Raw genomic sequence first — 13583 nt, 5'->3', positions numbered from 1 at the left:
CCCGATAGCCATCCGGGAGGGTGGGGCTGTAGATGCGGCGGGTAGATGGGAGGAAGGTCACGCGCATTACCCTGGGAGATCTGTCGGTCTGCCTCGTGCTACCGTCACCGTAAGGTGTCGGGACGGGCCGGCAGAAGTCAGCAGAGGCCGTAGTAGCCGGAGTAACCACCCGGCAAAGGGCCGAACACGAGGCGTCGTTTCAGGAGACTCGCGTTTCGATGACGACAAGAGCAGCAGAAGTCCCGGTCGAGATACCGGGAGCCGTCCCGGAGGGCAGCGGCCGGAAGCCGCCAGAGCATGGGAGCGGTGCGTCAAACGTCACGGCAACGAGAGACCCTTCCTGGACGAAAGCGGAAAGGGGGCTGATGGAAGACGTCGTCAGCCGCCCGAACATGATGGCGGCCTTAGAGCGGGTGGAAGCCAACAAGGGCGCCCCCGGCATCGACGAGATGACGACGGGCGAGCTTCGCGGTTTTCTCAAGGAGAAGTGGCCGACCATCAGGGAAGAGTTGCTGAATGGGACGTATCGCCCCCAGCCGGTGCGGAAGGTGGAAATCGAGAAGCCCGACGGGGGAGTGCGCACCCTGGGAATCCCCACGGTGTGCGATCGGCTCATTCAGCAGGCGCTGCATCAGGTGCTGACGCCGCTATTCGATCCGGACTTCTCCGAGAGCTCCTACGGGTATCGTCCCGGACGGAGTGCCTGGCAGGCGGTTAGAGCCGCCCGTCGGCATGTGGCCGACGGCAAGCGCTGGGTGGTCGATATCGACCTGGAGAAGTTCTTCGACCGGGTGAACCACGACATCCTCATGTCGCGGGTCGCCCGTAAGGTCGAAGACAAGCGGGTATTGCTGCTCATCCGGCGGTACCTGCAAGCCGGAGTGCTCGAAGGCGGGCTTGTGTCGCAGAGGGTGGAAGGGACGCCGCAGGGTGGTCCCCTCTCACCTCTTCTGTCGAACATCCTGCTCGACGCGTTCGACAAGGAACTGGAGAGGCGCGGTCACGCCTTCTGCCGCTACGCCGACGACTGCAACATTTACGTGCAGACCAGGCGCAGCGGCCAAAGGGTCATGGCCAGTCTCACCCGGTTCCTGGAGGAGCGGCTGGCACTCAAGGTCAACGTCGCCAAAAGCGCCGTCGACCGTCCTTGGAAAAGGGTCTTTCTGGGTTACAGCATGACCTTTCACAAGAAACCCCGCCTCAAAGTGGCGGAGTCGAGAGTGAAGCGGTTCAAGGCCGGACTCAGGAAGGTCTGCCGACGGGGCAGGGGACGCAGTCTCGCTCAGGTCATCAAAGAAATCACCCCGAAGCTACGGGGGTGGGCCTCTTACTTCCGCCTGGCGGAGGTCAAAGGCATCTTCGAAGAACTGGACAAATGGCTGCGGCGGAAGCTGCGCTGCATTCTATGGCGACAGTGGAAGCGCCCCTATACCCGGGCCAAGAGGTTGATGCAGCGGGGATTGCCGGAAGCCCGGGCGTGGAAATCGGCCACGAACGGGCGAGGCCCCTGGTGGAACTCAGGGGCCTCGCACATGAATGAAGCGTATCCGACATCCTTCTTTCGCTACTTGGGGCTGATCCGCTTGACCGATCAGCACCGCCGCTTTCAGAGCGCCTTGTGAACCGCCGTGTACGGAACCGTACGCACGGTGGTGTGGGAGGACGGCGGGGGCGACCCCGCCTCCTACCCGATGCAGCCGGGAAGAGAAAAGTGCTGGCTTCACCCTCCCCGGCTGTGGCATGCTTGGCAGCACGACCGCAGCTCCGGTCGCAACTCGCGCCCCGATTTACCGATGGCTTCCACCGACAATTCCAGCAAGCAATCTTCCCGCCACGCGCCCTGGTGGGCGGTGCTGATCATCACCGCCCTGATCGCCCTCGCGCTCTTCGGCGACAAGGGGGTGTTGCGTGCCCTCCAGGCCAATCGGCAGAAAGCCGGGTTGGAGGCGGAGGTCAAGGCGCTGGAAGCGGCCAATGCGCAGCTGCGTCGTGAGATCGAGGCGTTGCGCAGCGACCGGCGGACGATCGAGAACCTGGCCCGCAAGGAGCTCGGCATGGTCAAGGATGACGAGCTGGTCTACCAGTTTCGCAACCGCCCGAAAACCTCCGGAACCGACTCGGGACCGACCCGGGAAGAGCCCTCCGACCAGTGAAATGGAGGCCCCGGGCCTGCTTGACAGACGCTGGCGGGGGGCGTAACATACGCCTTTCGCTTCGCCTGGGGGATCCATTTACCCGTCCTGGAGGAGCTGGCTGATTCCGCCGGTGGTGGGGATGGCCGCTCCTGCCGACCCTGCCGGTGGCAGCCTGCCCCGAATTCTCCGCGAAGGGCCCCCGGCAAGATTCTTCCTGAAAGATTGAGACTATGAAGGAACGTTTGCGCCTTGCCGTCAGCGCGGCGCTGCAGGCCTGCTACCAGGCCGGAACACTCAAGTCGGGGCAGTACCCCGACTTTGTCGTCGAGGTGCCGGGACAGTCCGGCCACGGAGATTTCGCCTGCAATGTAGCGATGCTGCTGGCGCGGGAGGAGAAGCTGGCGCCGCGCAAGGTGGCCGAGGCCCTGGTCGCCATTCTCGGCAACGAGGCGGGAACCTGGGAGAAGGTCGAGATTGCCGGCCCCGGATTTATCAACTTCTTTCTCGCTGCCGACTGCTGGCACCAGGTCCTTGACGAGATTCTCGCCCAGGGACCGGGCTATGGGCGCAGCACCCTCGGCGCCGGGCGTCCGGTACAGGTCGAATTCGTCAGTGCCAATCCGACCGGGCCGCTGCACATTGGCCATGGTCGTGGTGCGGCGGTCGGCGATACCCTCTGCCGGCTCCTCACGGCCACCGGCTGGGAGGTGACCCGGGAGTTCTATTACAACGATGCCGGGGCGCAGATTGCCAACCTCGCCCTCTCGGTTCAGGCGCGCTGCCTCGGGATCGAGGCCGATGACCCGCGCTGGCCGGCTGACGGCTACCAGGGGGACTATATCCGGGACGTCGCCCGCAGCTACCTTGCCGGCGAAAGCGTCGTCGCCGGCGATCAGCAGGTGAGCGCCGCCGCGGATCCCCACGACCTCGAGGCCATTCGCCGTTTTGCCGTCGCCTGCCTGCGTCGGGAACAGGACCAGGATCTCGCCGCCTTCGATGTCCGTTTCGATGTCTACTTTCTCGAATCGAGTCTCTACGCCGAGGGGCGGGTCGAGGCCGTGGTCGCCCAGCTCGGCGCCAACGGCTTTACCTACGAGGCCGATGGCGCGCTCTGGCTGCGGACCACCGCCTTCGGTGACGACAAGGACCGGGTGATGCGCAAGGCGGACGGCAGCTATACCTACTTCGTCCCCGATGTCGCCTACCACCTGGAAAAGTGGCGCCGCGGCTTCGGCCGGGTGATCAACGAGCAGGGGGCCGACCACCACAGCACCATCACCCGCGTTCGCGCCGGCCTGCAGGCGCTGCAGGCGGGCATCCCAGAGGGGTGGCCCGAGTACCTGCTGCACCAGATGGTGACGGTGATGCGCGGGGGCCAGGAGGTTAAGATCTCCAAGCGCGCCGGCAGCTATGTCACCCTGCGGGATCTGATCGACGAGGTCGGCCGGGATGCCACCCGTTTCTTTTTCCTGATGCGCAAGGCCGATGCCCAGCTGGTTTTTGATATCGACCTCGCCAAGCAGCAGAGCAATGACAACCCGGTCTATTACGTCCAGTACGCCCACGCCCGGGTCTGCAGCATCAACCGCAATGCCGTCGAGCAGGGTCTGTCCCTGCCGCAGGCCGGGACGATCCCCCTGGCCCCCTTGACCCTGGACGAGGAACTGGAGCTGATGCGTCTGCTGGCGCGTTACCCGGAGACGGTGGCCGGGGCGGCGCAACAGCTCGAACCGCAGCGTCTGACCACCTACCTGCAGGATCTGGCGGCGCTCTTTCACAGCTATTACAACCGCAACCGGGTGATTGGCGAAGATGCCGTCGTCAGCCTGGCCCGCCTATACCTGGCCAACGCGGTCCGCGTCGTCCTTGCCAACGGTCTGCAACTGCTCGGGGTTTCGGCCCCGGAAAAAATGTAACGGAGGAACGCCCGTGAACCGCCAGGTCCATTCTCGCAGTGAACGCCGCATGGAACGCAAACAGGTCCTCGTCCTGCTCCTGCTGGTCATCGGGGTCGGTCTTGGCTGCTTCGCCCTTGGAGTGATGGTCGGGCGCAGCGCAGCGCCAGCGGCACCGGCGCTGGAGGCGGTGGCAACACCACCGGCCCGGATTCCGGTTGCGGTGGCGCCCCCTGCCGCCGACTCCCAGGGAAAGGATGCACCCCCCGCGGAGGGGACGACCGCGCCGGCCAGCCTGACCTTCTACGACAACCTGCCGCGCGGCGACCAGCCTCCCCTGGGGAGCGGCATCAACCTGCCGCCGGCCGCGGCTGAGCCTCCGCCCGCCCCGGCGGCGACCGTGGCTGCGCCCCCTCGCACCGCCCCTGCTCCCCCGGCGCCGGTCTCCCGCCCGGCGGCAAAAGAGGAGAGCTATCTGGTGCAGGTTGCTTCCTTCGCCCGTCCTGACGATGCCGGCGTCCTGCAGGCGCGGCTGGCAAAAAAGGGATTCGAGGCCTTCGTACAGCAGGCCGATCTCGGCAGCAAGGGGGTCTGGTACCGGGTTTTTGTCGGGCCACTCGCAGGTGCGGACGCCGCCGAAGGGGTCGCTGCCAGGCTCAAGGCCGAAGAGAAGCTCTCCCCCCTGGTTCGCAAACGCTGAGGTTGCCATGTCCCGTGCCGAAACCGTTCTGGTCACCGGCGGCGCTGGGTTTATCGGTTCTCACCTGGTCGAGGCGCTGCTGGAGCAGGGACGCCAGGTGGTGGTCTTCGACAACTTCAACAGCTTTTACGACCCGGCGCTGAAGGGCGCCAACGTCGCCGCCCTGCGCCAGACTGCCCGCCGCACCAAAAGCCATTTGCGGGTCATGAAGGGGGACCTGCGCAGCCCGGCCGATGTCGGGCGGGCCGTCGCCCGGCTCGGAACCGGTGTCGAGGCCGCCGTCGTCCACCTTGCCGCGATGGCGGGAGTCCGCCCCTCCATCGAAGAGCCCCGCCTTTACCAGGCGGTCAACATCGACGGCACCCTCAACCTGCTCGAGGCCTGCCGCCGGGCCGGCATCCACCGGCTCCTCTTCGCCTCGTCCTCTTCGGTTTACGGCAACAACGCCAAGGTCCCCTTCGCCGAGTGCGACCCCGTCGATGCTCCGATCTCCCCCTACGCCATGACCAAGAAGGCGGGGGAGCTCCTCTGCCACAACTATCATCACCTTTACGGGATGTCGATCGCCTGCCTGCGCTTCTTCACCGTTTACGGACCGCGCCAGCGACCCGACCTCGCGATTCACAAGTTTGCCCGGCTCCTCGCCGCGGGCCGGCCGATCCCCTTTTTTGGCGACGGCTCCACCCGCCGCGACTACACCTACGTCACCGATACCCTGCAGGGGATTCTCGGCGCCCTCGACTGGGTCGAGGCGGCGGCGGAGCCCCGTTACGATATTTTCAACCTCGGTGAATCGCAGACCGTCACCCTGACCCGCCTGGTCGAACTCCTCGGCGCGAGCATGGGACTGACCCCGCAACTCGACCGGCAACCGTTGCAACCCGGTGATGTGCTTTGCACCTTTGCCGAGATCGAGCGGGCGCGGCGGATCCTTGGTTATCAGCCACAGGTCGGGATCGAAGAGGGGATCCGCCGCTTTGTCGCCTGGTTCCGGGAGAGCAATTAAGGTCTTGACAGCTGCGGTGGGTTGGCCTATATTCCCAAGTTCATGACGCGGGGTGGAGCAGTCTGGTAGCTCGTCGGGCTCATAACCCGAAGGTCGGAGGTTCAAATCCTTCCCCCGCAACCAAAATTATCAATCGAGGGAATTGCCGGCGGCAATTCCCTCGATTTTTTTGGTGCGCCAGGCATGGCGCGTAGCGCCTTGACTGGCGCTGTCTGATTCACTGTGGTGGTGAATCAGTGACTTGGGGGTGAAAGTCCCCTGCGGACCCTGATGGCGGGAACCGCTAGCCGGACGGCAAGGGTGTCCATCGCGAGGTGGAATCTGAAGGAAGCCGCAGGCAAAATCCCGGTCCGACGAACAGAAACCGCATGAGGCAGTCTCATCCGGGCGAGAAGGCCAATATCTTCAAAGCCCGATAGCCATCCGGGAGGGTGGGGCTGTAGATGCGGCGGGCAGATGGGAGGAAGGTCACGCGCATTACCCTGGGAGATCTGTCGGTCTGCCTCGTGCTACCGTCACCGTAAGGTGTCGGGACCGGCCGGCAGAAGTCAGCAGAGGCCGTAGTAGCCGGAGTAACCACCCGGCAAAGGGCCGAACATGAGGCGTCGTTTCAGGAGACTCGCGTTTCGATGACGACAAGAGCAGCAGAAGTCCTGGTCGAGATACCGGGAGCCGTCCCGGAGGGCAGCGGCCGGAAGCCGCCAGAGCATGGGAGCGGTGCGTCAAACGTCACGGCAACGAGAGACCCTTCCTGGACGAAAGCGGAACGGGGGCTGATGGAAGACGTCGTCAGCCGCCCGAACATGATGGCGGCCCTTGAACGAGTGGAAGCCAACAAGGGCGCCCCCGGCATCGACGAGATGACGACGGGCGAGCTACGCGGCTTTCTCAAGGAGAAGTGGCCGACCATCAGGGAAGAGTTGCTGAATGGGACGTATCGCCCCCAGCCGGTGCGGAAGGTGGAAATCGAGAAGCCCGACGGGGGAGTGCGCACCCTGGGAATCCCCACGGTGTGCGATCGGCTCATTCAGCAGGCGCTGCATCAGGTGCTGACGCCGCTATTCGATCCGGACTTCTCCGACAGCTCCTACGGGTATCGTCCCGGACGGAGTGCCTGGCAGGCGGTTAGAGCCGCCCGTCGGCATGTGGCCGACGGCAAGCGCTGGGTGGTCGATATCGACCTGGAGAAGTTCTTCGACCGGGTGAACCACGACATCCTCATGTCGCGGGTCGCCCGTAAGGTCGAAGACAAGCGGGTATTGCTGCTCATCCGGCGGTACCTGCAAGCCGGAGTGCTCGAAGGCGGGCTTGTGTCGCAGAGGGTGGAAGGGACGCCGCAGGGTGGTCCCCTCTCACCTCTTCTGTCGAACATCCTGCTCGACGCGTTCGACAAGGAACTGGAGAGGCGCGGTCACGCCTTCTGCCGCTACGCCGACGACTGCAACATTTACGTGCAGACCAGGCGCAGCGGCCAAAGGGTCATGGCCAGTCTCACCCGGTTCCTGGAGGAGCGGCTGGCACTCAAGGTCAACGTCGCCAAAAGCGCCGTCGACCGTCCTTGGAAAAGGGTCTTTCTGGGTTACAGCATGACCTTTCACAAGAAACCCCGCCTCAAAGTGGCGGAGTCGAGAGTGAAGCGGTTCAAGGCCGGACTCAGGAAGGTCTGCCGACGGGGCAGGGGACGCAGTCTCGCTCAGGTCATCAAAGAAATCACCCCGAAGCTACGGGGGTGGGCCTCTTACTTCCGCCTGGCGGAGGTCAAAGGCATCTTCGAAGAACTGGACAAATGGCTGCGGCGGAAGCTGCGCTGCATTCTATGGCGACAGTGGAAGCGCCCCTATACCCGGGCCAAGAGGTTGATGCAGCGGGGATTGCCGGAAGCCCGGGCGTGGAAATCGGCCACGAACGGGCGAGGCCCCTGGTGGAACTCAGGGGCCTCGCACATGAATGAAGCGTATCCGACATCCTTCTTTCGCTACTTGGGGTTGATCCGCTTGACCGATCAGCACCGCCGCTTTCAGAGCGCCTTGTGAACCGCCGTGTACGGAACCGTACGCACGGTGGTGTGGGAGGACGGCGGGGGCGACCCCGCCTCCTACCCGATGACGGCGCGGAAATTTGAGTGCCTCCTGATTCCCCTGATTCCCCTTGACAAGCTTTGGGGCATGGGTTATAAAGTACGCCTGCTGCCCCCGGGGTGCCTGAGAACTTTAGGACAACCTGTTGAAATTCAAGGGAAAGCAGGGCGCGACCCAGGTCGCGAAGCCGGCCCGATTCTTTCGGCGGTGTAGCTCAGTTGGTTAGAGCATGCGGCTCATATCCGCAGTGTCCGGAGTTCGAATCTCTGCACCGCCACCATTTACAAAACCCTCCCCGGTGCCCGGGGAGGGTTTTGGTTTTTCCGGCCTTTTTCATCGGTGCTGCCATGCTCGCCAAGGTCTCCCGCTATATCCGTCGCCATGCCCTGGTCACTCCGGGCGACCGCGTCCTGGTGGCCGTATCGGGCGGTAGCGATTCTCTCGCCCTGCTCGACCTGTTGCACCAGCTGGCCACACAATGGTCTCTGGAGCTGGTGGTGGCCCACCTTGACCATGGCATGCGCGCCGGCAGCGCCGAAGATGCCGAATTTGTCGCTGATTTTACCAGGCGCCTGGGCCTTCCGCTGGTAACGGCCCGCGTCGATGTGCCGGCCCTTGCTCAAAAGGAGCGGGGCGGGCTTGAAGCAGCGGCCCGTTCGGCCCGGCGCCGCTTTCTTCGGGAGGTTGCTGCGGAGCGGGGTTGCCGGGTCATTGCTCTCGGTCAGCAGCGGGATGATCAAGCAGAGACCGTTCTCGAGCGCCTGATGCGCGGCAGTACGGCGACCGGACTGGCCGCCATGCGCCCCCGCAGCGGGCCCTTTATCCGCCCCTTGCTCGAATGCTCCCGGCAGCAACTGCAGGACTACCTGCGGGCCCGCGGCAGCTCCTGGGCCGAGGACCCGAGCAATCTCGATCCCGCCTTTACCCGCAACCGGATTCGCCACCAACTCCTGCCCCACCTGGCCGGTTTCAATCCGCGGATCACTGAGCGCCTTGCCGCCTTCGCCGACCGTTGCGGCATCGAGGAGGATTACTGGGAGGGATTGCTTGCCGACCAGGAAGCCCGCCTGGCGACAAGCCTTGACGGTACGGGGCTGCAAGTCTCGATCGCCCAATTGGCTGCGCTCCATCCTGCCCTGCGCGATCGTTTGCTGCACCGGCTGCTGGGTCGGGTTCGCGGCGGGCGAACGGGATTACTCGCAGTCCACATTGCCGCGGTTGCCGGCCTGCTTGAAGACGGGCTGCCGCAGCGGCAGGTCCACCTGCCGGGGGTCGTGGTGTTGCGGCGCTACGATCGGCTCCAACTGCGCTGCCAGCCGCCGGCAGCGGCTGGAGACCTCCAATTGCAGATCTCTGCTGCCGGGGAATATCTTCTGCCCGGGGGAATGACCCTCGGCGTCGAGTTGCGGCCCGCGCCGCTCGGGGGCGGTCCCTGGGCGGTGGAGTTCGCCGCTGCGGCGACCCCCTGGCCCCTGACGGTGCGGCATTTCCAGCCCGGGGACCGTATCCGCCTTGCCGGCGGCGGGCATCACCGGGTCAAGGAGCTGTTGCGAGCTGCCCGCCTCCCCGGGGAGGTGCGGGCCATGCTGCCACTGGTGGCGGCCGACGAACTGCTCTGGGTTCCCGGCCTGCGGCGCTGTCCGGGGCGGGTTCCGGAGCACGGGGAGAAAGTCCTGCGCCTCACCCTTTTCGGCGCCACCTGGGCGACTAATAACTTGTGATTCCGCATGGGTTATGATAGATTTCCGGATGCCTTTCCGGCCCGGGCGGAGATTCCGTCCGATGATCGAATTTTTCTCCTTTAGGGGGTCCGGTGAACCAGTTCTATAAAAATCTCGCTCTGTGGCTCGTAATTTCCCTGGTCATGATTCTCCTCTTCAACATGATGACCCAGAAGGAGCGCGAGCAGAAGCCGATCAGTTATACCAACTTCATGACCTCCGTCGACGACGGCAAGGTCGCCGAAGTGACGGTCCAGGGATCCAATATCGAAGGGAAATACAAGGACGATTCCCTCTTCAAGACCTATGCGCCCAATGACCCTGACCTGATCAAGACCCTACGCGAAAAGGGGGTCGTCATCCAGGTTCGGCCCGACGAGGACCGCTCATTCTGGTTCACTCTGCTCGTCTCCTGGGGGCCGATCCTCTTGCTGATCGCGGTCTGGATCTTCTTTATGCGGCAGATGCAATCGGGGGGCGGCAAAGCGATGAGCTTCGGCAAGAGCAAGGCCAAGCTCCTCAATGAATCGTCGCAGCGGGTCACCTTCAACGACGTCGCCGGCATCGACGAGGCCAAAGACGAACTCGAAGAAATTGTCGCCTTTCTCAAGGACCCGAAGAAGTTCTCCCGCCTTGGTGGCCGCATTCCCAAGGGGGTGCTACTGGTCGGTTCGCCGGGTACCGGCAAGACGCTCCTCGCCCGAGCCATCGCCGGGGAAGCGGGGGTCCCTTTCTTCTCGATCTCCGGCTCCGACTTCGTTGAGATGTTCGTTGGCGTCGGTGCCAGCCGCGTACGCGACCTCTTCGTCCAGGGGAAGAAGAACGCCCCCTGTATCATCTTCATCGACGAGATCGATGCGGTCGGCCGTCATCGCGGGGCCGGTCTCGGCGGTGGTCACGACGAGCGGGAGCAGACCCTCAACCAGCTGCTGGTGGAGATGGACGGTTTCGAGTCGAATGAGGGGGTCATCCTGATTGCCGCGACCAACCGTCCCGATGTCCTTGACCCGGCGCTGCTGCGCCCGGGCCGCTTCGACCGCCAGGTGGTGGTCCCGCGCCCCGATGTCAAAGGGCGGCTGAAGATTCTCAGTGTCCATGCCCGCAAGATCCCCCAGGGCAAGGATGTTGACATGGAAGTGCTGGCCAAGGGAACCCCCGGTTTCTCCGGCGCCGATCTCGCCAACCTGATCAACGAGGCCGCGCTTCTCGCTGCCCGGGCCAACAAGGACGAGGTCAACATGGAGGACCTCGAGGCCGCCAAGGACAAGGTGATGATGGGCGCCGAGCGGCGTTCGATGGTCATCACCGAGGAGGAGAAGAAGGTCACGGCCTACCATGAAGCCGGGCACGCCCTGGTGGCGATGTTCATCCCCGGCGCCGATCCGGTGCACAAGGTTTCGATCATCCCCCGTGGCCGCGCCATGGGTGTGACGATGTACCTGCCGACCGAGGATAAATACAACGAAACCCGCGAGGGGCTGCATATCCGCATCTGTACCCTGCTGGGGGGGCGGGTGGCCGAAGAGCTCACCTTTGCAAGCATTACCACCGGGGCCTCCAACGACCTGGAGCGGGCCACGGCCATCGCCCGCAAGATGGTCTGCGAATGGGGGATGAGCGACAAGCTCGGACCGCTCGCCTATGGCGAGAAGGAAGGGGAGATTTTCCTCGGTCGCGACATGGGCCACATGAAGAACTACAGTGAGAACACAGCCCAGCAGATCGATGAAGAGATCCGCAGTATCGTGCAGACCAATTACACCCGCACCCGGGAGATTCTCCAGGGGCAGCAGGAGGCGTTGGTGAAGGTGGCGGAGGCCCTGCTGGAGCGGGAAAACCTCGACGGTAAAGAGATCCGCGAAATGGTCTTCGGTCCCGACGCGGAGCCACCGGCGACCGAGGGCGGCACCGTCGCTCCGACGGACGGTCCCTGCCTTGAGGACGGTCCGACTGCCGGAGCCTGAAGCGATGGCGCCGCGGCTGCTGACCGTCAGCGATGAGTCCGGCGCCCGCCGTGAACTGGAGTTGATCGGGTGCGACCCGGGCGGTATCGAGCGGATGGCTCCGAAGATGCTGGGGCGGCTGGTCAAGATCACCGCCGTCCCCTGCCGGGCCGCCAATGTCATCAAGCAGGAGATGCTGGCCCTGGGGGGGGACGCGGCCGTTGCCCGCGGCACGGTGGCCTGTGCTCATCCCGCCACCGATCTCATCCTGATTGGTACCCAGCGGCAACTGCTCAAGCTCAGCCGGAAACTCGCAACCCAGCCTTTCGGTCTTGCCGAAATCAGCCACCAGCTGCGTGGGTTATTGACAGCCCTGAACGCCCCGGCCAACACCCTGTGCGGCCGCAGCTGTCACCTCGACTGCACCCGGCCGCTGATCATGGGGATTCTCAACCTTACCCCCGACTCCTTTTCCGATGGCGGGCGATACCTCGGTCGCGAAGCCGCCTTGCAGCAGGCCCGACAGATGGTGGCGGAAGGGGCCGACCTGATCGATATCGGTGGTGAAAGTACCCGTCCGGGAGCACCGGCAGTAACTGCCGAGGAGGAAATCGAGCGGGTTCTGCCGGTCTTGGAAGCGCTGGCGCGGGACTGCCCGCTCCCTCTCTCGGTCGATACCAGCAAGAGCCAGGTCGCACGGGCCGCCCTCGCTGCCGGGGCCGAGTTTATTAACGATATCAGCGGGTTTAACTTTGACCCGGAGATGGCGGCAACCGTCGCTGCCGCCGGGGCCGGTGCTTTTTTGATGCACACCCGCGGGCGACCGCAGACGATGCAGCAGGATACCGTCTATGGCGATCTCGCCGGAGAGGTGCTGGCGGGGTTGGCCGCTTCCCTGCAGCAGGCCCGGGCTGCCGGCATCGACGAAGAGCGGCTGGCGGTCGATCCGGGGATCGGCTTTGCCAAGGATGTCGCCGGCAATCTCGAGGTACTGCGCCGGTTGCCGGAGTTTCTCTCCCTCGGCCGGCCGCTGCTGCTCGGTACCTCGCGCAAGGCGTTTATCGGGCGCATTCTCGACCAGCCCGACCCCGGTCGCCGGCTCTACGGCACCCTGGCCACGGTGGCCCTCGGTGTTGCCGGCGGCGCGCGGATTTTTCGGGTCCACGACGTCGGCCCGGCCCGGGAGGCCGCCCTAACTGCCTGGGCCGTGGTGGCCGGAGCGGTTGCATGACCAGCGAAGGCTGCTCTCCCTGACCCAGCCACGGTTGGCTGCTGAAATCTGATGTCTGCATTTCAATAACGGAAGATGGGGCGAGGGCGGCATGCTCGACCAACTTAAAAACCTCCGCTGGCTGCTCGACCTGCTCGATATCTTCCTGGTCGCCTTCATCATTTACCGGATCATCCTGCTCATCAAGGGGACCCGGGCGGTGCAGATGCTCCTCGGCCTGGCGGTGGTGCTGATCGTCTACGTCGCCTCCCAGCTCGGCGGGCTCTATACTCTGCACTGGCTCCTCGACAACTTCCTCTCCTCGATAATCCTCGTCATCGTTGTCATCTTCCAGAACGATATCCGCCGCGCCCTGATCCATGTCGGCAAAAACCCGTTCTTTGCCGATCTCTCCTTCAAGGAGGAGGACGAGGTCATCGACGAGCTGGTCAAGGCTGCGCTCAACATGGCCAACCGGAAAATCGGGGCTCTGATTGTCATCGAGCGGGAGACCGGGATCAATGACTTCCTCGAAATCGGGGTCGAGATCGATGCCAAGGTCTCCAGCGATCTCATCGTTTCGATCTTTCTCCCCTATTCGCCGATTCACGACGGCGCCCTGATCCTGCAGCAGGGACGCCTTAAGCGGGCCGGTTGCTTCCTGCCCCTGTCGCAGAACCCCGATATCAGCAAATCCCTCGGCACCCGTCATCGCGCCGCCATCGGGCTGACCGAACTGGTCGATGCGGTGGCGATCGTCGTCTCCGAGGAGACCGGCCGGATTTCGATTGTGGTTGGTGGTCGGATCACCCGGGACCTCGATTCGACGGCCCTCAAGCGCGTGGTCAAACGCCTCCTCGAGCCGCGAACCGCGCCACGAAGGAAACGGTGAGTC

At 64.2% G+C, this 13583-nt stretch carries 10 protein-coding genes and 2 tRNA genes; all 12 read left to right on the top strand.

What is annotated here, in order from left to right; all coding sequences use genetic code 11:
* The first annotated feature begins 218 nt into the window (after positions 1 to 218).
* The 12 genes from ltrA (ACYQ8E_RS01830) to cdaA all read left to right on the top strand — a co-directional run bounded on the left by ltrA (ACYQ8E_RS01830) (position 219) and on the right by cdaA (position 13580).
* Positions 219 to 1622 (top strand): group II intron reverse transcriptase/maturase, encoded by a 1404-nt coding sequence (ltrA, locus tag ACYQ8E_RS01830; protein WP_066724184.1) that lies wholly within the window; start codon positions 219 to 221, stop codon positions 1620 to 1622.
* Between the two features lie 171 nt (positions 1623 to 1793).
* Positions 1794 to 2153, top strand: a complete 360-nt coding sequence (locus tag ACYQ8E_RS01825; protein ID WP_066725656.1) for an FtsB family cell division protein — start codon at positions 1794 to 1796, stop codon at positions 2151 to 2153.
* A gap of 212 nt (positions 2154 to 2365) precedes the next feature.
* Complete coding sequence (gene argS, locus ACYQ8E_RS01820) at positions 2366 to 4051, top strand: arginine--tRNA ligase (RefSeq protein WP_066725660.1); 1686 nt, start codon at positions 2366 to 2368, stop codon at positions 4049 to 4051.
* A gap of 13 nt (positions 4052 to 4064) precedes the next feature.
* Positions 4065 to 4730 (top strand): SPOR domain-containing protein, encoded by a 666-nt coding sequence (locus tag ACYQ8E_RS01815; protein ID WP_066725663.1) that lies wholly within the window; start codon positions 4065 to 4067, stop codon positions 4728 to 4730.
* 7 nt (positions 4731 to 4737) lie between these two features.
* Positions 4738 to 5736 carry a GDP-mannose 4,6-dehydratase gene (locus ACYQ8E_RS01810; RefSeq protein WP_066725666.1) on the top strand — a complete coding sequence of 333 codons (999 nt, stop codon included), beginning with the start codon at positions 4738 to 4740 and terminating at the stop codon, positions 5734 to 5736.
* Positions 5737 to 5782: 46 nt separating this feature from the next.
* Positions 5783 to 5859 (top strand) — tRNA-Met (locus tag ACYQ8E_RS01805).
* A 506-nt stretch (positions 5860 to 6365) separates the two neighbouring features.
* A complete protein-coding gene (ltrA, locus tag ACYQ8E_RS01800) occupies positions 6366 to 7769 on the top strand; it encodes a group II intron reverse transcriptase/maturase (RefSeq protein WP_459859947.1) in 1404 nt (467 codons plus the stop codon).
* 248 nt (positions 7770 to 8017) lie between these two features.
* Positions 8018 to 8094: transfer RNA gene (locus tag ACYQ8E_RS01795), tRNA-Met, on the top strand.
* Positions 8095 to 8128: 34 nt separating this feature from the next.
* Positions 8129 to 9535, top strand: coding sequence for a tRNA lysidine(34) synthetase TilS (gene tilS, locus ACYQ8E_RS01790; protein WP_066725675.1), 1407 nt, complete (start codon positions 8129 to 8131; stop codon positions 9533 to 9535).
* A 92-nt stretch (positions 9536 to 9627) separates the two neighbouring features.
* Positions 9628 to 11499 (top strand): ATP-dependent zinc metalloprotease FtsH, encoded by a 1872-nt coding sequence (gene ftsH / locus ACYQ8E_RS01785; protein WP_066725684.1) that lies wholly within the window; start codon positions 9628 to 9630, stop codon positions 11497 to 11499.
* Between the two features lie 4 nt (positions 11500 to 11503).
* A complete protein-coding gene (gene folP, locus ACYQ8E_RS01780) occupies positions 11504 to 12709 on the top strand; it encodes a dihydropteroate synthase (protein WP_066725686.1) in 1206 nt (401 codons plus the stop codon).
* A 91-nt stretch (positions 12710 to 12800) separates the two neighbouring features.
* Positions 12801 to 13580: a diadenylate cyclase CdaA gene (gene cdaA, locus ACYQ8E_RS01775; protein ID WP_066725689.1), complete on the top strand. Its 780-nt coding sequence runs from the start codon at positions 12801 to 12803 to the stop codon at positions 13578 to 13580.
* The last annotated feature ends 3 nt before the right edge of the window (positions 13581 to 13583 follow it).

This window comes from Desulfuromonas carbonis, from assembly GCF_054658035.1.
The sequence above is the reverse complement of the archived record's forward strand: the minus strand, read 5'-3'. Positions and strand labels throughout refer to the sequence as shown.

Excerpts from the sequence above, each read along its gene's own strand:
- ltrA (WP_066724184.1), top strand. The coding sequence starts at position 219 with ATGACGACAAGAGCAGCAGAAGTCCCGGTCGAGATACCGGGAGCCGTC.
- ltrA (WP_459859947.1), top strand. The coding sequence starts at position 6,366 with ATGACGACAAGAGCAGCAGAAGTCCTGGTCGAGATACCGGGAGCCGTC.
- cdaA (WP_066725689.1), top strand. The coding sequence starts at position 12,801 with ATGCTCGACCAACTTAAAAACCTCCGCTGGCTGCTCGACCTGCTCGAT.
- ACYQ8E_RS01810 (WP_066725666.1), top strand. The coding sequence starts at position 4,738 with ATGTCCCGTGCCGAAACCGTTCTGGTCACCGGCGGCGCTGGGTTTATC.
- folP (WP_066725686.1), top strand. The coding sequence starts at position 11,504 with ATGGCGCCGCGGCTGCTGACCGTCAGCGATGAGTCCGGCGCCCGCCGT.
- ACYQ8E_RS01825 (WP_066725656.1), top strand. The coding sequence starts at position 1,794 with ATGGCTTCCACCGACAATTCCAGCAAGCAATCTTCCCGCCACGCGCCC.
- argS (WP_066725660.1), top strand. The coding sequence starts at position 2,366 with ATGAAGGAACGTTTGCGCCTTGCCGTCAGCGCGGCGCTGCAGGCCTGC.